Source organism: Acidovorax sp. GW101-11A03 (genome assembly GCF_059424825.1).
This window is the reverse complement of record NZ_JBWKZU010000015.1, coordinates 18310-32950: the sequence shown is the minus strand read 5'-3', so window position 1 is coordinate 32950 and position 14641 is coordinate 18310. Positions and strand designations below refer to the sequence as shown.

At 63.6% G+C, this 14641-nt stretch carries 22 protein-coding genes; 10 read left to right on the top strand and 12 right to left on the bottom strand.

What is annotated here, in order from left to right:
- Positions 1-23: 23 nt before the first annotated feature.
- The 10 genes from AC07Z7_RS08695 to AC07Z7_RS08650 form a co-directional block, all read right to left on the bottom strand.
- Positions 24-965: a S49 family peptidase gene (locus AC07Z7_RS08695; RefSeq protein WP_494766015.1), complete on the bottom strand. Its 942-nt coding sequence runs from the start codon at positions 963-965 to the stop codon at positions 24-26.
- Positions 962-2251 carry a phage portal protein gene (locus AC07Z7_RS08690; RefSeq protein WP_494766014.1) on the bottom strand — a complete coding sequence of 430 codons (1290 nt, stop codon included), beginning with the start codon at positions 2249-2251 and terminating at the stop codon, positions 962-964. The genes AC07Z7_RS08695 and AC07Z7_RS08690 overlap by 4 nt, the downstream gene beginning before the upstream one ends.
- 3 nt (positions 2252-2254) lie before the next feature.
- Complete coding sequence (locus AC07Z7_RS08685) at positions 2255-2428, bottom strand: hypothetical protein (RefSeq protein ID WP_218338966.1); 174 nt, start codon at positions 2426-2428, stop codon at positions 2255-2257.
- Positions 2425-4209 (bottom strand): terminase large subunit, encoded by a 1785-nt coding sequence (locus tag AC07Z7_RS08680; RefSeq protein ID WP_494766013.1) that lies wholly within the window; start codon positions 4207-4209, stop codon positions 2425-2427. Before AC07Z7_RS08680 ends, AC07Z7_RS08685 begins: the two co-directional genes overlap by 4 nt.
- Entirely contained in the window at positions 4178-4663 is a 486-nt protein-coding gene (locus AC07Z7_RS08675; protein ID WP_494766012.1) for a phage terminase small subunit P27 family, read from the bottom strand. The genes AC07Z7_RS08680 and AC07Z7_RS08675 overlap by 32 nt, the downstream gene beginning before the upstream one ends.
- A 668-nt stretch (positions 4664-5331) precedes the next feature.
- Positions 5332-5763, bottom strand: a complete 432-nt coding sequence (locus AC07Z7_RS08670) for a hypothetical protein (protein WP_494766011.1) — start codon at positions 5761-5763, stop codon at positions 5332-5334.
- Positions 5750-6076 carry a hypothetical protein gene (locus tag AC07Z7_RS08665; RefSeq protein WP_494766010.1) on the bottom strand — a complete coding sequence of 109 codons (327 nt, stop codon included), beginning with the start codon at positions 6074-6076 and terminating at the stop codon, positions 5750-5752. The genes AC07Z7_RS08670 and AC07Z7_RS08665 overlap by 14 nt, the downstream gene beginning before the upstream one ends.
- 428 nt (positions 6077-6504) lie before the next feature.
- A complete protein-coding gene (locus AC07Z7_RS08660) occupies positions 6505-8973 on the bottom strand; it encodes a VapE domain-containing protein (RefSeq protein ID WP_494766009.1) in 2469 nt (822 codons plus the stop codon).
- A gap of 188 nt (positions 8974-9161) precedes the next feature.
- Entirely contained in the window at positions 9162-9464 is a 303-nt protein-coding gene (locus tag AC07Z7_RS08655) for a hypothetical protein (protein ID WP_462387269.1), read from the bottom strand.
- Positions 9461-9934 (bottom strand): phage regulatory CII family protein, encoded by a 474-nt coding sequence (locus AC07Z7_RS08650; RefSeq protein ID WP_494766008.1) that lies wholly within the window; start codon positions 9932-9934, stop codon positions 9461-9463. The genes AC07Z7_RS08655 and AC07Z7_RS08650 overlap by 4 nt, the downstream gene beginning before the upstream one ends.
- Positions 9935-10204: 270 nt before the next feature.
- Between AC07Z7_RS08650 and AC07Z7_RS08645 the strand changes: the two genes are divergently transcribed.
- Positions 10205-10558: a hypothetical protein gene (locus AC07Z7_RS08645; protein WP_494766007.1), complete on the top strand. Its 354-nt coding sequence runs from the start codon at positions 10205-10207 to the stop codon at positions 10556-10558.
- Between the two features lie 5 nt (positions 10559-10563).
- On the opposite strand, the gene AC07Z7_RS08640 is transcribed toward AC07Z7_RS08645, so the two are convergent.
- Complete coding sequence (locus AC07Z7_RS08640; RefSeq protein ID WP_494766006.1) at positions 10564-10821, bottom strand: helix-turn-helix domain-containing protein; 258 nt, start codon at positions 10819-10821, stop codon at positions 10564-10566.
- An 82-nt stretch (positions 10822-10903) separates the two neighbouring features.
- Between AC07Z7_RS08640 and AC07Z7_RS08635 the strand changes: the two genes are divergently transcribed.
- Complete coding sequence (locus tag AC07Z7_RS08635; RefSeq protein WP_494766005.1) at positions 10904-11470, top strand: helix-turn-helix domain-containing protein; 567 nt, start codon at positions 10904-10906, stop codon at positions 11468-11470.
- 2 nt (positions 11471-11472) lie between these two features.
- On the opposite strand, the gene AC07Z7_RS08630 is transcribed toward AC07Z7_RS08635, so the two are convergent.
- Positions 11473-11991 (bottom strand): hypothetical protein, encoded by a 519-nt coding sequence (locus tag AC07Z7_RS08630; RefSeq protein WP_494766004.1) that lies wholly within the window; start codon positions 11989-11991, stop codon positions 11473-11475.
- A gap of 117 nt (positions 11992-12108) precedes the next feature.
- On the opposite strand from AC07Z7_RS08630, the gene AC07Z7_RS08625 reads away from it, so the two are divergent.
- The 8 genes from AC07Z7_RS08625 (at position 12109) to AC07Z7_RS08590 (ending at position 14639) form a co-directional block, all read left to right on the top strand.
- Entirely contained in the window at positions 12109-12573 is a 465-nt protein-coding gene (locus tag AC07Z7_RS08625; protein WP_494766003.1) for a DUF7673 family protein, read from the top strand.
- Positions 12570-12776 carry a hypothetical protein gene (locus tag AC07Z7_RS08620; RefSeq protein ID WP_494766002.1) on the top strand — a complete coding sequence of 69 codons (207 nt, stop codon included), beginning with the start codon at positions 12570-12572 and terminating at the stop codon, positions 12774-12776. The genes AC07Z7_RS08625 and AC07Z7_RS08620 overlap by 4 nt, the downstream gene beginning before the upstream one ends.
- Positions 12773-12970, top strand: coding sequence for a hypothetical protein (locus AC07Z7_RS08615; protein ID WP_494766001.1), 198 nt, complete (start codon positions 12773-12775; stop codon positions 12968-12970). The genes AC07Z7_RS08620 and AC07Z7_RS08615 overlap by 4 nt, the downstream gene beginning before the upstream one ends.
- On the top strand, positions 12967-13326 hold the full coding sequence (locus AC07Z7_RS08610; protein WP_494766000.1) for a hypothetical protein: 360 nt from the start codon (positions 12967-12969) through the stop codon (positions 13324-13326). The genes AC07Z7_RS08615 and AC07Z7_RS08610 overlap by 4 nt, the downstream gene beginning before the upstream one ends.
- Positions 13327-13420: 94 nt before the next feature.
- Complete coding sequence (locus AC07Z7_RS08605) at positions 13421-13660, top strand: hypothetical protein (protein ID WP_494765999.1); 240 nt, start codon at positions 13421-13423, stop codon at positions 13658-13660.
- Between the two features lie 3 nt (positions 13661-13663).
- The gene (locus AC07Z7_RS08600; RefSeq protein ID WP_494765998.1) at positions 13664-13999 is read left to right on the top strand and encodes a hypothetical protein; all 336 of its coding nucleotides are present in this window, start codon (positions 13664-13666) and stop codon (positions 13997-13999) included.
- Positions 13996-14313 (top strand): hypothetical protein, encoded by a 318-nt coding sequence (locus tag AC07Z7_RS08595; protein ID WP_494765997.1) that lies wholly within the window; start codon positions 13996-13998, stop codon positions 14311-14313. Before AC07Z7_RS08600 ends, AC07Z7_RS08595 begins: the two co-directional genes overlap by 4 nt.
- Complete coding sequence (locus tag AC07Z7_RS08590) at positions 14310-14639, top strand: hypothetical protein (RefSeq protein WP_462387245.1); 330 nt, start codon at positions 14310-14312, stop codon at positions 14637-14639. Before AC07Z7_RS08595 ends, AC07Z7_RS08590 begins: the two co-directional genes overlap by 4 nt.
- Positions 14640-14641: the final 2 nt, after the last annotated feature.

Below are 14641 nucleotides of genomic sequence, written 5' to 3'. Positions count from 1 at the left end.
GGGGTTAACTGCCGCGAACGCGGTCAGATCTGGGACTGCACCAGGGCGGCCCTGGCACGAAGGGATACACGGGCGCCACGGCGCTGGGCGCGGCTGTCGGCAACGGCGCGGGCGATGTCGTCCACGGCGTCCTGCGGGGCCTGCAGGCGGTCTGCCAGGCCTGCACGGATTGCGGCCTCACCCCGGTACAGGCCCGCCTCGGTGGCGCGCACTGCAGCGGCTGTGAGCCCACGGTACTCAGCGATGGCCGAGACGAACATTTCATAGCCGTCGTTCACCAGCTCGGTGAGCACCTTGAGCGACTGTTCCGACAGCGGCTCATGCGGTGTGAGGTCGTTTTTGTGGGCACCCGCGTACACGGTGGTGACCTTCACGCCCTGCTTTTCGTTGAGGGCCGACCGATCCAGGTGGGAGGCGATGACGCCGATGGAGCCGACACCGCTTGTCCGGCTTACCACCACATCGGTGCAGGCCGCTGCCAGCAGATAACCGCCGCTGTAGGCCGAGAAGTTCACCACCGCTGTGATGGGCTTGATGGCCGACAACTTGCGGATCTCGGCAGCTGCTTCAAAAGCACCCGCCACCGACCCGCCGTTGCTGTCGATGTCCAGTACAGGACGCTCCACCAATGGGTCGTTGATAGCCTGGCGTGCCATGGCCACGATGCCCTCATAGCTAGTCATGGTCTCGCAGGCGTTGAGGTGCGCGGCGCGGGGCACCAGCACGCCGTGCACCGGGATCACGGCCACGCCCGTGGCGGCCGCGCTGCCGTGGCGCCCGCCCTCCACTTCCATGCGCCCGCCGCCCTCGTTGTCGTCCATGCGCATAGCGGGGCCAGCGTGGATGTTGATGATGTTCAGGCCCATCACCTGATTCGCCCAGCGTACGCCCAGCTCCAACAGGTCAGGCGTGGCAAGCAGCGGCTGATTGAACAGCAGCGCCGATGTGCGGATATGGCTTTTCATTGCGCAAGCATCCTTTCAATCTCCAGCTTGGTTTGCTCCAGCTGGGCCCGCGTGCGGGGGTTGGTGGCGTCTGCGAAGACGCCTTTGGTTGCATCCACCATGTTGAGCGGCTGCAGGTAGGTGTCGCCGCCTTGCACCGGCGGCATGTTCTCAAGTCGGCGGATGTCGTTGACTGACAGCCAGCCCCACTGCCGCCCGATGGCGTAGGCCTCATACCGGGTCTTCTGGTCGCCGCGCAGCAGGCCCGACAGGTTGAACTCGATGTAGTAGCCCTTGCGGTCCTCTTCCAGCAGGAAGTCGCGCATCATCGACTGCTCATGGCGCTTGACCCAGGGCAGCAGGCCGAACACCACGAACATGATCAGCAGCTGCTCGACCGTGTTGTAGTTCGCCCCGTCCAGGTCGTTGACCATGGGCAGCGGGATCTTGTAGATCCGCGCGATGTCGGCGCCTGAGAGCTTGAGGATGTTGACCACCTCGGCGTCCACGTTGGACATCGAAATGGGCTTGAACGTCATGCCCTCCTGCAGCAGCGCCACTTTTTTGGCGTTGTCGATGCCGCCGTACTTCTGGCCCCACTGGTTGATCAGCTTGTCGATGGTGCCCTGGTCGGTGATCGCAGGCGATTCCTTGGGCCGCTCGATGACGCCGGAGACCGTGGCGCCGTTAGCAAACGACTTGCCGGTGTATTGCCGGATGGCCTGCGAGAGGCCCACCGCCTCGGCGTGCAGCTCAATGGGAGACAGACCCACGTAGCCACCATGGCTGACCCACCGCACGTGATGCACCAGGCGCATCGGCAACGGGTCTGCAACGCCGGAAATGCGGTAGTACGGCAGCAGGTCGGGACCCTTGAGCACCTGCACCTTGTCCGTGCCCAACGGCCACAGGGCCTTAACGTGGCCATCCTCGCGGCGCTCTATGAACTCATACCCGTTACCACGCAGGCCTGCGGCCATCTGTAGCAGCTCCGTGCGCTCGTAGGGCGTTTGGAACGGGTTGGGCTGGTAGCGCAGCACGTCATAGGCCGGGTAGTTGATGGCCGGTGTGCGCTGCGCGCCGGTGGCCTCGCCGCTGCGCTGGTAGATCTCGCACGGCAGCTGGGCCAACGTTTCAGCCAGCAGCGTGACGCAGTTCTGCAGGATGGGCTGCGCGAGCGCAGATTCCGGCGTGACGCGCACGCCGGTGCTGCTGCCGCCCCCACCCAGGAAGCTGCGCCAGAAGCCGCTGCTGCTGTCGGACACGCTGCCCGCTTCACCGCTGGCAAGCAGTTGGGAAAAGAACATGGGTCAGCCCTTCGCCCGAGCGGCTGCAGCTGCAGCACGATCAAGCAGGAAGGCGTACGCCACCAGGGCCACGCCAGCGATGATCAACGCGGTAGGGATATGGACCATGGCCACCCCTGCCACCACGAGTGCAAAGCCCAGCAGGCCCAGCACGAACGACAGAAGCACCAGCTTCATATACCTACCCCTTCCTTTTCATAGACGGACTTCCCGTTGCCGGGTCGCCCGCCGCTGCTGATACCGGCGGCCATGACACCCGCCACGATGCCGTCGATGCGGCCGATGGACTTGGACTTGTCCACCTTGCGGTTATTGGCCGGATCGCTGACCACCACGGCGTTGCCAGCGCACCAGGTCATCACCGGGTTGCCGTCATGCCGCAGCGTTTCCACCTCTACGTCCAGCGGCTGGCCCTCTTCGTCCAACGGCGCCACGCCGAGCAGGCGGCGCTCGAATTCGTCAACGGCCGGGCCCATGTCCTGGTAGCCCTGGCCGAAGCGTTCCAGCGGCGGCAGAGATATGCCGTGCTCCACCATCAGCATCTGCAGGTCTTCGATGCGCCAGCGGTCAAACGCGATCTTGCGCACATCGAAGAAGCTACAGATCTTGACCAGGCGGCGCAGAACGTGCAGCTTGCTGATGGCCCGGCCCGGTGTGGTCTCTAGCCACTTTTCCTTGATCCACACCCGGTAGGGCACGCGGTCGGTTTCCTCGCGCTTGTCCAGGTCGTGGTCAGGAATCCAGAAATACGGCATCACGCGCCAGTGCGGGTCTTCCTCCGTGGGGAAGAACATCAGCACGAACGCTGTCAGGTCGGTGGTGCTGGACAGGTCCAGGCCACCCACTGCAGGCCGATTGCGCAGCAGCGACATCGGCACGCGCTCCTGCGCCTGGCTCCACACCTGCCAGCTGATCCACGGCGCTTCTGCCTGCGTCCATTCGCAGAAGTTCAGGCGCCGTACCAAAGCCTCCTGCGCGGGCGCCCCGCGCGCCTGGTTGATCTGCTCGCGCAGGTAGCGGCGGCCGGGGATGCCGTCCAACTGGCCGTGCGCACGGTAGTCCAAACTGGGGTTGACCTTGGGCCAGCACGCTTCGTCTTCAAACGGGTCCTCGCCTTCGTCCAGGTTGCAGATGAACGCAAACAGCGTGTCGTCGGGGAACTCCCCCCGGCACACGCGCACGCCCAGGTCGTGGTACGTGCCGCAGATCGTTTTCTTGTCGCTGCCGCTGTTGGTGATCATCAACAGCAGCGCGCGCCGCCGCGACTTGCGCCCGGCCCGCATCATGTTCACCACTGTCGGCGTCTTGTGCTCGTGCACTTCGTCCACCAGGCCGATGTGCGGGCGCGGCCCCGACTGCCCCTCATCCGCACTGATGGTGCGAAAGAAACTGTTGGTGTTGCTGTAGAAAAGGTTCCACACCTTTTCATCGCGCCCCGAACGCACCAGGCGAGAGCTGAGCAGCGGCGACAGGTCCACCATGGCCACCGCATCCCGAAACAGGATCTGTGCCTGATCGCGCTTTGTGGCGGCAGCGTAGATCTCCGCGCGCTGCTCACCATCTGACACCAGCCCATACAGCCCAATGCCGGCGGCCAATGGAGACTTGCCGGAACCCTTGGCAGTCTCTATGTACGCGGTGTTGAACCGGCGGAATCCTTCGACCGTGTACCAGCCGAAGATGCACCCGACCACGAACGCCTGCCATGGGGCAAGCAGAAACGGCTTCTCTTCATACTCACCGCCATTGAGCTTCAGCACATCCTCAAAGAAGCCGATGGCGTGGTCTGCCTTGTCCTGCATCCACACCAGGCCGCGCTCGTGGCCGTTCGCACGGTCCTGCAGCTGGCGCCGCGCCGCGTCCCGAACTGCCGGACCCGCAACGATGGCGCCGCTAAGCACCTGGTGGCAAAAATCGGAAACGCGGTCAGTTGAAATAGCGTGCTGCGGCCTCTTCATGTTCGTTGGGGAACAGCGTTCCCTGCGGCGCAGTCGCCACCGTCTTCATCGTGCGGCGCGCAAGCGGCGTGAACCCAAAGCCCGCGCCAGCGGCATTCGCGCGTTTTTCTGCATCGTTGGCCAGCTGGCGCCAGATGCTCAGCTGCTTTGCGCCGGTGGCGAATGTCTGCACATCGCCAGCGTCTTCCTGGCGCTTGTTCTCCGCTGCAATGCGCTCGCGGAATTTCTCGTAGTCGGCCACTGCCTCGCAGTAGGTGGCCAGCGCCACGCGGTCCAGCCGGTGAACCCAGCCGAGCAGCAGCAGGTCGGGCACAACGCGGTCCCATTCCTTCGACGCGCGCTCACTCAACCAGGCGGGCTTCGGCGGCTCGCTGGCCGCGATCTGCTGCTCTTCGGTCTTCTTGGCCAGGGCGTCTTTTCCCAGCTTGCTGGGATCGCCGCGCAGCTGGTGCATGAAAGCCGGGTCAGAGCGCCGACCAGAGTTAGCGTTTCCTGCCATACCCACCCCTTCAGTTGATACCCCCCCCTCCCCATATTTCCCGGCGTTGCGAGCCGAGGGAAGCGAACGGTCTTTAGTGAACAGGGGTGAAAGTTTTTACCCCCCCCTACCCCATTGCTTTTGGTTCCACGGGTGGCGCGGGTCCAGTGGCAAGCCATCGACCGAGCAACCAGGAACGCGGCCGGTTTTCTCAAAGCGTTGCTTCATGGAGTCGTGGCACAGCTTGCACAGGCTCTGCCAGTTCCTGCGATTCCAGAACAGCGCCCGCGCGGCGGCGATGCGCTCAGGATCTCCAGACTCCACCGCGTCCATGATCTTGGGCGGCTCAATGTGGTCTACCACCGTGGCGGGCACAAGGTCCCCGCGCTTCTTGTGATCCTCGCAAAGCGGGTTGGACCGCAGGTGTCCATCCCGTGCCTTCTTCCATGCCGATGTGTACCCACGCTGGTGGGCTGTGCCCCGCCGCCTATCGCTATCGCTGGCAGAAGGCTTCATATCGGTCACTCACAACAGGAACAGGAAAAAGAAAACCCCGACAAGCCAAGCCTGCCGGGGTTCCACCTCGCATCCATCACAGGGAGGGGCGCAATAAACACAAGGTGCCTGAAATGTACCCAAAAGGTCTAAGGTGTAAAACCCCTCCGGCGTCTTTCGTACGCTGCCATCACGCGCCGCTTCTCCGCTTCATTGGCCCGGTTCTCCAAGAATTCAGCAATCGCATGGTCTGCCGATTCCAACTGCGCCTTGATGGTGGACTGAGCCCTGCGCATCTTCAATGCCGTCATGGGGATGCCCAGCTCTTTCAAGTAGATGTAGTCCAGCGTGGCATACAGATGCGACCGCGTGAGCTTCAACGACTCCACAGCCAGGTCAGTCTCTGCCGACCGTTCCTCAAACACCGGGATCAGCATGCCGTTGTACGAACCGCGAGAGAAACAGCTGGTGACGGTCAACAGCACCGAACTACTGGCATAGCCACGCGCGCCAGCTTCGTCACGGGTCTTCCAGATGGCCCACTCTTCCAGCCGCTGCCGGATGTGCTCAAGCCTGGCCATCACCACCCCCTGCTGCAGCTGCTGCAATCGGCTCCCGCATGAACCCCGCGAACGTGGTGCCCATCATCAGGGCCATGGCCTGCAGCCTGGCAACGCACATGGCGCCACCCACCCCGCCGGGCGGGATGCCCCACGGTGTGCCCATCACATGCCCGCCCTCGATGGCATAGAAGTAGCCGGGCTCACCTGCCAATGCACGCTTGAGGCAGTCGTCCACGTAGGCCCTGCCCCATTCCACGCGCTTGCGGTCCACAAAGTCGGCAGTCTCTGGCATCGCCACCCGCATGCTGGCTGGCTTGGCTGATGTTGTCATAGCGAAATCCTTGTTGTGCACACGTGTGCACAGCCTGTGATGAGGTGAAAGAAGGCCACCAGATGGCGGAGGGTGGCCGAGGGGTGGACGGCGCAAACCCGCGCCAATCCTTGATCCGTCCATAGGACCACCCTGTCCATAGGTAGGTAGGTAAGCTGCGCCCGCGCGGGCGCGCAGACACGCGCCCCCGTGTCTGCACACGCGCTTGTGTGTGTGCGGATGGTCATATGGGGTGGACGGGTGGACGTGTCGCCCGCTTCCCTAATGAAATCAACCGCTTACGCCGTCCACCCCCCGGTGGACGTAGGGTGGACGGGGTGGACGGCGGAGGCGACAGGACCACCAGGGCGCGCACACGTGCGCACACCCGGCCGGGGCGTGACCAAACCGCAAGGCGCCCACGCGCCCCTCGGTAAGAGAGGGTGAAATCAGAAGGGCAACGCATCGTCGTCGCCTCTCACATCAAAGGGATCGGGCACCACGCCGCGCAAATGGCCGTGCTGCGCAACAGCCGCCGGGGGTGGTGGATCGATTGGGGGTGCGCCGCCCGGCGCCCCTGGTGCTCCATCCTTGGGTTTATCAGGCTTGCGGCGCAAGAAGCCGCGCCTGCGCTGGCCGCTGGTCTCTCGGTGCCGGTCAAAGCCAAGGGCCTTCATGGCACGGGACATGCGTTCATCCATGTTGCCCTGGCCATCAATGCGGTCGGGCTTGATGCCCATTGCTGCGTACAGCTTCGTGGTGGCCCAGAAGTCGATGGTGGCGCCAGCAGGCTCCCCCACCTTATGTGACATCTGCTCGTTCACGATGTCGTGCAATAGGTCTTCCCACGAGTCGCCGCGCTTGAACTGCTCTTGCTCAGGGAAGATCAGCCGCTTTTCATCCTCGCGGCTGGGCCAATACTGTTCCCCGGCCAGCACGCGGTGCAGCGCCTCGGCCAGCAGCTGCCCGCGCAACTCGCGCAACAGCTCCACATTCACCGACAGCACCTCCAGCGGCCAAAACCGACGGTCGCCGGTGGCATCTTTCAAGAACGTGTCAGCGTTCGTCGTACCCACGTTCACAAAGTGCCGAGGCGCCTTGATCATCTGCGCTCCATACGGCGGCCGGTACAGATCCTCCTGCACGCTCAGGTACTGCTTGATGGCCGTGCTGTCGGCCTTGTTCAGCGACTCCAGCTCAGCAGACTCCACGATCCATGCCAGCTGCTGCGCCATAAGGGAATCCTTCTCCCCCACCTTCGTGCCGTTGTCGGTGAAGAACGGCGCCGCAATCGCCCGGAAAGCAGTGGACTTTGTAAGGCCCTGCTCTCCCTTGATGATCAGCATGTAATCGAACTTGCACCCTGGCTGGATGGCCCGCTTGACCAGGCCCATGAAGAAGCACCGGCCGATCAGGCGCGCATATTCCAGCAACCGCTCACGCTCCGCAGGGTCCTTGCGCTCAGGGAACCCATACACCTGCGACAGCCAGGTATCCAGCCGATCCTGGCCATCCCAGGTCTCAGCCTTGATCAGGTCCACCACCGGGTTAAAGCGATGCGAGCGCGCCGCCATCAATACGCCATCGCGCAGGGTGCCCTTCGCCTTCACACCGAGGCGATGAGACCGCAGCAGGTACTCACCCAGCATCAGGTCATCCTCTTCGTCCCACTCGCCCGCAGCGTGCCCCCATGGTGTTGTGCGGCTGCGCTCAATCAAGCGGGTGAAGTCATTCAGCTTGGCCAAGCCCTTTAGCTCAGGGTCCAACAGCAGCGTATACATCACGTTTTCGCGGCAATCCATGGGCCGCCCGCGATGCATCACCAGCTTGTTGTACAGCTCCACCAGGTCGCCGTCTGCATCTTCATCGCGGGCATCATCCCCGCCGCCCCGGCGCTGGCGCGGCGGCTTGCCACCACCACCGCCACCATCGGCCGCAGGTGCAGCAGCAGGCGCTGCGCCCGCGTCATCTGCCCCCCCAGCGGGAGCCGAATTTTTCGCGCGGGGTGCTGGCGCTGGGCTCAGCTGGATGCCCATCACCTGCGCCAGCCACTTCAAGGCCTCGGCGGGCTTAGACGTGCCCGGCCCCCACTGAATCACCAGGTCAATGGGCGTGCGCTTGCCCTGGCGGTGGTCGCCCATGTCGGCAACACCGAAATCCACGATGCCCTCGGGCTTGATCGAAAGGTCTTCCTGCAGATCCCGCCCCAGCGCCTTGCTGGTCACCCGGTACCCCTGGCCGCTGGCCGATTCCTTGCCCGCGAACAGCGTAGGCACCCAAGCATGCAAAGCCTTCATGGCCTCGCCGTTCACGTAGGCGAAATCATCCCGCCCCTCGCGCGCACCCGGAACATGGGCGCTGCGCGGTGCAGCCTTCGCAGGCGCTGCCCCCTGATACTTCTGTTTGGCCTCGGCAATCGTGGCGTGCATGCGCTTGATGGCGCCATCCTCGGCGGGCAACACCTCCAGGGGCGTGCCCTCCATGTGTCTGCCGGTCACGGTGAAGTATTGCTTCTCGCAAAACATCTCCACGCCAATGTCGTTCGACTTGGCCGTGGCCGTGTGGCCCTCCACGTAAATGTGCAGGCCCTTGCCCGATGGCGAGAACTCTGTGAACGAATGGAACGCCTGCACGATCTTGGCAGCGCGGTCACCCAGCTGGCCGGTGGCCGGGTCAAAGCACTTGTCCAGGTCAATGCCTATCAGGCCATCGCCGGGCAGAAAGCCAAAGCCAATGCCCGTCCAGGCCTTCTCAGTGCCCGCAGCCCGTTCAAACGCGCGCCGCACCACCGGCAAGGTAGCCAGGCGCATGCGGTCACGGTCATCACCCTGCCCGCCCGTACGGCGCCCACCCTGCACGTAATACGGCACCTTCAGCCAGGCGGTGCGCTTGGCATCCCATTCAAACTTCCACAGCACCCACTGCTGCGCCTGCGCGAGGCGGGCCGGTATGGTGTCCCATACTGGCGGATCAACATGCGGCGGAGCGGGTGGTGTGGTTGATGCTTGCGCCGAAGTCGGCTCACCCATGTGCAGGCCCTCCCGCACACATAGCCAGGTACAAACCGGCGTCCCTCCCGCCAGCGGCTTGGTTCAACAGCATCCGATTACCCCCAGGCCCGCACGGCGCCAGCAAGGGCAGCAACAGCATCGTTTGCGGCCAGCGTCATCGCGCCGGGCCGGTACTCAGCCACCGGCTTATTGCGGTAGTCCACCCTGCGCGTGTTCACGCGGTGCACCACGCCAGCTCGCACCATATTTTTCATGGTGTCCTGTGCAGCGTCCAGGCCCACGCAGGCCCGGTGCGCAATCTCGCGCAGACTGGGCCCGTGCTCGGGGTCTTGCACCCCACTGGCCAGGGCTGCGCAAGCGTCCAGCAACGCCCTGCGGATCTCGCCAGCGGGCCTCATGCGGCACCGCCTTCGCGTCGCGCTTCACTGGCTTCATAGGCCCGGTCCACTTCCGCCAGCAACTGCGTGGCCGTGGCAATCAGCTGGCCTACCTCGCGGCGGATGCTGTCCCGCTCGTTCTCGGAAATGCGCCCATCCTCCAGCGACTCGCTCACCTCGCGCACGACGTGGCTCTGCTCCCGCAGCACATCACCCAAGCGGGCCAGCACGTTGTCACCACCCTCAGCCAAAACGCTAGGCAATTGAAACGTCCCGCGCCCACACTGGGCTGCAAATGCCTCCAGGATGCGGTAGTCCCTCGACAGAACCGTGAGCTTCACGGCAGTCTCCAGGCCCAGCTTTGCGGTGCCCGTGCAGGTCACCTCATGGCTCAGCGTGGTGCCAGCCTTGCCAATGCGCGGGCCCAGGCTGGCCGCCCCGCCTTCATAGTCGTTCACCACGTTGTACGCGGCATCAAGCACATTCATCATCACAGCGCCCCCGATGTGTTGTTACTGACAAAAGCGCCCGCCCCGCACGACACTGCGGCCATGAGAGAGAGGGGCACCAAATGAAAAAGAAACGGGAAAAGAACGCACCTACCGCGCCACAATGCGAAGAAACACGCACGTGCCTGCGCACAGAACGCCATAGGGAGGAGCAACAGCCCAGCGGCTTGGATCTGGGCGTGGTAGGTAATAAAGCGGAGGCCCGCAGCTGCTTGCATAAGGGCAGCGGCAGATGGGCAGTACCATCCGCTCATGCAACAAGAACCGATCTTCAGGAGCGCAGCCGAGGCCGTAGACGTGCTGTTCACGATGACAGCCCGTCTAGCGAACGTAGTGATGTGGCTTGCGTTCGCTTTGGCACATCTGGCGTTGGTGTGCGCTGCGCTACTGGTCATGTGGGCGTTTCAAGTGACACCAAAGGACGCGCTGGAGTGGTTCCAGACATGGCAGAACTCCATGCCTGTTGCAGCGCTCGCATTTGTGGGGGTGTCGGTGCTGTCGGTCCTAAGCGCGTACCTGTGGGTACTTCGCAAGGTGCATCAGCACGTGGGCTCATCGTGGCTGTTTTCCCACCTGATAAAAGGCATTGCACCGCGTCAGCGATAGCGGAACTACGCATGTGCCACCCCCTGCCCAGCGGGTGCGGTGGGCGGCAAGGCCTGGGCGACCTGAATGCCGTCCGCCTGCCCGCTGCACTTGTCGCTGCCAGCCAGATCGATCAGCGCCTTGCCAATAGAGAACCGTGGGTCCTTAGTTCGACCAGCCGCGATGTCGCTGATCGTGGACTGAGCACAGTTACACGCCGCAGCGATTTGAGGCTGACTCCATCCTGCGGCTTGGATGGAAAGCACGAGTTGAGACCAGTTCATGGCCGCAACTATATCGGTTTTCCGGTTGAATGAACAGCAAAACCAGCGGCTTTCCGATATTCATATCGGCTAGCCTATAAGCATGACAAAACGGACAAGAGAACGGACCTCATTTGGGGAACGGCTGCACTCTGCGCGGCAACGTGCCGGTTTGTCTCAAGCTGCGCTTGCAAAGCTGGCTGGCATGTCTCAGAGCACCCTTGCCGAGGCCGAAACCATTGCGCATGGCTCTTCAAAAACGGTGCAGCTTGCCGCAGCGTTAGGTGTCAACTCCCACTGGCTGGCGACGGGCGAGGGTCAATGGGATTTAGCAGCATCTGCACCGCTTGTCGCGCGAGAGCACATGCCAGACCCATGGCATGGCCAGCGTGGCGCAAACCCGCCCATTCCAATTGCTCCGACTGCCTCCATTGGGCGGTTGATAACTATGCTGGGCGAGGAATTGGCCCGCCATGACAACTTGGTGCGGATTTCAGTTGCACCGCTGTTGCAAAGGCTGGCCGAACATCCGGAAGAAACGGAAGACATAGCGCGCCACGTTCAGAGAGCGCTTGCGCGGGGAAACGCGCCGGAGCCAGAGTCTACGAATTCCCTAGCGGGAAGCCCTGGCTCAAAAGACGAACTTAAGCATCGCCCGCTGGGGAAATAGACCTAGTCTTGAGCAACTGGCTGTAGTTGCCACTTTGCCCACTCCGGCGCGTTATCAAGCTTTGGCAGCGGCTCCATGGAGCACCGTGACGCCATATCAGCCCTAGCGGCTTTCAAGCCCTTGAAGCTGATTTCCAGCGATATCGCCGTGCGTAACACCGTCGAGCCGACAACGCGTGCATAAGGCGCATCTAACACCTCGGCCGAGAACACCGGGATCACCATAAAGTCTTTGGCGGCATCGCTTGCCTGCTCGGTATCGCTAGCTTTGGCCTTACCAAACCGATACCGAAATCCCTCTACACCGCCGCGCCCTTTGTAGCTGATTTTGATGGAGTCCTTCGAGGTGTACAGGATGTTCAGGTCTTTGTTATAGACGGCTGCACAGTCCTGCGCATCGGTCATTGGATCGGAGAACACCGTTGAGGTCCAGTCACCGAACTTCTTCATGTATTTAACGTCGCCCGCCCCTACCTGGGGGGCAAGTAAGGCGCCCGTGATGGCAAGTGCAATCAACCGCATAAATCCCTCCTTTTGAGCATGTAACCGGATGATGCATGCACGACATATCGGAAATCCGTTGACAACCTCAATCGGATTACCGATGATTCGCCCCACGTTCACCAAACGAGGGCCGAAATGCAATCCCATCCATCCCCCTGTGCACACGTGTGCACACCCGCCCCGACGCGGCAAATCAGCCAACAAGAGGCTGATCTGCTGGAGCGGTACAGCAACACGCAGACCAACGCGTTCCTGCAGCTGTTCCGCCTGGCACAGCGCCACCCTGGCACTGGCGGTGGCGACACCGCCGCCATGGTGCTGCTGGGCCTGTACAACGGCCCTCGCTTCCCGTTGGATCTGACGGAACTGCGCCGTCTTGATGCGGGCAACCTGAACGCGGCCATCACCGCCATCGCCACCGACGCAGGCCACTGCTGCGCCGAAGTGCACGAGGTACTCAACGCCCTGCTGGGACGCACGAGCGTGGGGCACGAGCTGGAACTTATGGCCTATGACCTGCGCCTGCCCAAGCGCTGCAAGGCCGCAGAGCTGGCGGAACTGCGCCGCCTGGTTGCAACGGACGCAGGCGGTGCAGCATGAGCAGCGCCGTCGCCCACCTGCTGCGCCAGATGCAGCTGGACCCGCGCCTGGCATGGCTCATCGGCCCCGGCAGCCGCAGCTACGAGCTGCTGACCGAAGAGGCAGCAGCAGCAAACAAACTCGACGTTGAAGAGCTGCGCAAGCAGCACGCAGCGACCCTCAAGTTTGAGCGGTGGCCCCGCAAGGAAGGCGGTGCAGCATGAGCCGCCGCCAGTTCGTCGTCTCGGTGCCCGTCGCCCCAGGCCTCAAGCTGCACACCATGCGCCGCGCCATCCGTGACGCCATCCGCAGCTGCGGCGACTTCTACGGCCAGCCCGTCAGCGTGCACTCGGTGCCCGGCACGGTTGACACCACACCACGCGCGCCACAGCGGCGCAGAGCAGGCGGCGCCGCATGACCGCCCCCATCGCCAACGCGCCCAGGCTGGACCTGGACTCCATGTGCACACAAGCCCAGCAACGCCAGGCACTTGCCGTAACGCTGGCCGCGTATGAAGCACAGCGTCACCAGCTCGCAGAAAGCCGCCAGATCCGTGTGCGCCTTTTGGCGGCCTGCACCCGCTACAGCCTCCAAGCAAACACCGCTATTGCCTTGATCGGCCTGCACCCCGCAATCGCGCGGCTGCAGCGCGCCATGGCCGGTCAACTCCTCGACACCTTCGGCGGCCTGGCCAGCGCCGTCATGTGCGGGGCCATCACCAAGGGCTACCACTTCAACCCCATCGGCTACGACTTCGGAAAGGAGCGCCAATGACCACCCATCGCCTCTACACCGCCCTGCGCCGTGTGCTGGGCCCCTGCACCTCCTACCGCATTGCGCGCGCCCTGGCCGCGCGGGGGGCCCGCCAATGACCTACCAAGCACCGCCCTACCGGCCCACGTCGGGCAGCGGCAGCAAGGCCGCTGTACGCCCTGCACGCCCCTTCGTTCCGGTGCCCTTGATGCCGTCCACCAGCCGCCGCAAGCGCCCCCACTGGGCCGTGCGCGCTGCGCGCGTGGTGGTCAAAGCCCTGTTCCTTTGCTTCTGCGTGTTCGTGGGGTTCGTCATCTTCTGCGTGGCGTTCCATCACTTCACGCGGTGGAGTTGAGCTGTGCACACGTGTGCACAACCCTCACCGGGGGCCTTCACGCTGCACATCAGCGGCAAGGTAACCCGCAGCACCTGCCGCTACACGCGGGGCGGCGTGCCCGTGGTGGAGCTGGAGATTGAAGACCGCCACACCGGCCAGCTGGTCCTCATCAGCCACCGCTACCCCGACAAGGGTACCGCCAGCTGCGTTGCAGCGCGCTCCCTGGCCAACCGCATGCAAGGCCAGCACGCCGACCTGCAGGCGATCAACCCCAAGTTCAAAGCCAAGCGCCTTGAGTGCGAGGCCGACCTGATCAACCCACCCCAAACCAGCGCCCAGCGCGCCGATCTGCAATGACTTCGAAGACCACCACCATCCACATCATCGACCAGCCCGGCGGCGGGATCATGGTGTACACCACCGCAGGCACACCACTGCCAGGCCAACGGCTCACGCCAGGCCAAGCGCTGGCCACCGACCTGCTCAACGTCTGCACCCACCGTGCAAGCGATGTGCGCTACTGGCACGGCAAAGACAAGGCCATGGAGCTGGTGCGCGATCTGGTGGACCCCGACCAATACGGCTATGCCGTGGGCCCCGAGGTGCACCGTGCAGCCACCCGCCTGCTGGGCACGCACAACCCCAACCAGCCAGGCGAGGTGCCAGCATGAACCTGCAACACCTCGCACGCGCCCGGCCCAAGTTCCACGGCGGCACCGGCAACCGCAAGCCGCACACACCCACGCCCGGCAAGGGCCGCAAGTCCATCCTGATCTATGGCCCCCAGGGCAGCGGCAAAGGCATGCACGCCGAAGACCTGTGCCGCCACTTCGACTTGCCGTACCTGCTAGACGAATGGTGGCCTGGCGAGAAGTGGCCCGAGTTCGATCACATCGTGCTCAGCCACTGCCCGCCCCCCATCCACATGCGCCACGCCATCCCCATCCAAACGGCACTGGCAATGCTCAAGAACAACGCCCCCGGCTACCCCTTCTGAGG

What these genes read in the sequence shown, in the direction of transcription:
- AC07Z7_RS08695 (WP_494766015.1), bottom strand. Translation starts at nt 965, where the DNA reads ATGAAAAGCCATATCCGCACATCGGCGCTGCTGTTCAATCAGCCGCTG.
- AC07Z7_RS08690 (WP_494766014.1), bottom strand. Translation starts at nt 2,251, where the DNA reads ATGTTCTTTTCCCAACTGCTTGCCAGCGGTGAAGCGGGCAGCGTGTCC.
- AC07Z7_RS08685 (WP_218338966.1), bottom strand. Translation starts at nt 2,428, where the DNA reads ATGAAGCTGGTGCTTCTGTCGTTCGTGCTGGGCCTGCTGGGCTTTGCA.
- AC07Z7_RS08680 (WP_494766013.1), bottom strand. Translation starts at nt 4,209, where the DNA reads ATGAAGAGGCCGCAGCACGCTATTTCAACTGACCGCGTTTCCGATTTT.
- AC07Z7_RS08675 (WP_494766012.1), bottom strand. Translation starts at nt 4,663, where the DNA reads ATGCACCAGCTGCGCGGCGATCCCAGCAAGCTGGGAAAAGACGCCCTG.
- AC07Z7_RS08670 (WP_494766011.1), bottom strand. Translation starts at nt 5,763, where the DNA reads ATGGCCAGGCTTGAGCACATCCGGCAGCGGCTGGAAGAGTGGGCCATC.
- AC07Z7_RS08665 (WP_494766010.1), bottom strand. Translation starts at nt 6,076, where the DNA reads ATGACAACATCAGCCAAGCCAGCCAGCATGCGGGTGGCGATGCCAGAG.
- AC07Z7_RS08655 (WP_462387269.1), bottom strand. Translation starts at nt 9,464, where the DNA reads ATGAGGCCCGCTGGCGAGATCCGCAGGGCGTTGCTGGACGCTTGCGCA.
- AC07Z7_RS08650 (WP_494766008.1), bottom strand. Translation starts at nt 9,934, where the DNA reads ATGATGAATGTGCTTGATGCCGCGTACAACGTGGTGAACGACTATGAA.
- AC07Z7_RS08645 (WP_494766007.1), top strand. Translation starts at nt 10,205, where the DNA reads ATGCAACAAGAACCGATCTTCAGGAGCGCAGCCGAGGCCGTAGACGTG.
- AC07Z7_RS08640 (WP_494766006.1), bottom strand. Translation starts at nt 10,821, where the DNA reads ATGAACTGGTCTCAACTCGTGCTTTCCATCCAAGCCGCAGGATGGAGT.
- AC07Z7_RS08635 (WP_494766005.1), top strand. Translation starts at nt 10,904, where the DNA reads ATGACAAAACGGACAAGAGAACGGACCTCATTTGGGGAACGGCTGCAC.
- AC07Z7_RS08630 (WP_494766004.1), bottom strand. Translation starts at nt 11,991, where the DNA reads ATGCGGTTGATTGCACTTGCCATCACGGGCGCCTTACTTGCCCCCCAG.
- AC07Z7_RS08625 (WP_494766003.1), top strand. Translation starts at nt 12,109, where the DNA reads ATGCAATCCCATCCATCCCCCTGTGCACACGTGTGCACACCCGCCCCG.
- AC07Z7_RS08620 (WP_494766002.1), top strand. Translation starts at nt 12,570, where the DNA reads ATGAGCAGCGCCGTCGCCCACCTGCTGCGCCAGATGCAGCTGGACCCG.
- AC07Z7_RS08615 (WP_494766001.1), top strand. Translation starts at nt 12,773, where the DNA reads ATGAGCCGCCGCCAGTTCGTCGTCTCGGTGCCCGTCGCCCCAGGCCTC.
- AC07Z7_RS08610 (WP_494766000.1), top strand. Translation starts at nt 12,967, where the DNA reads ATGACCGCCCCCATCGCCAACGCGCCCAGGCTGGACCTGGACTCCATG.
- AC07Z7_RS08605 (WP_494765999.1), top strand. Translation starts at nt 13,421, where the DNA reads ATGACCTACCAAGCACCGCCCTACCGGCCCACGTCGGGCAGCGGCAGC.
- AC07Z7_RS08595 (WP_494765997.1), top strand. Translation starts at nt 13,996, where the DNA reads ATGACTTCGAAGACCACCACCATCCACATCATCGACCAGCCCGGCGGC.
- AC07Z7_RS08590 (WP_462387245.1), top strand. Translation starts at nt 14,310, where the DNA reads ATGAACCTGCAACACCTCGCACGCGCCCGGCCCAAGTTCCACGGCGGC.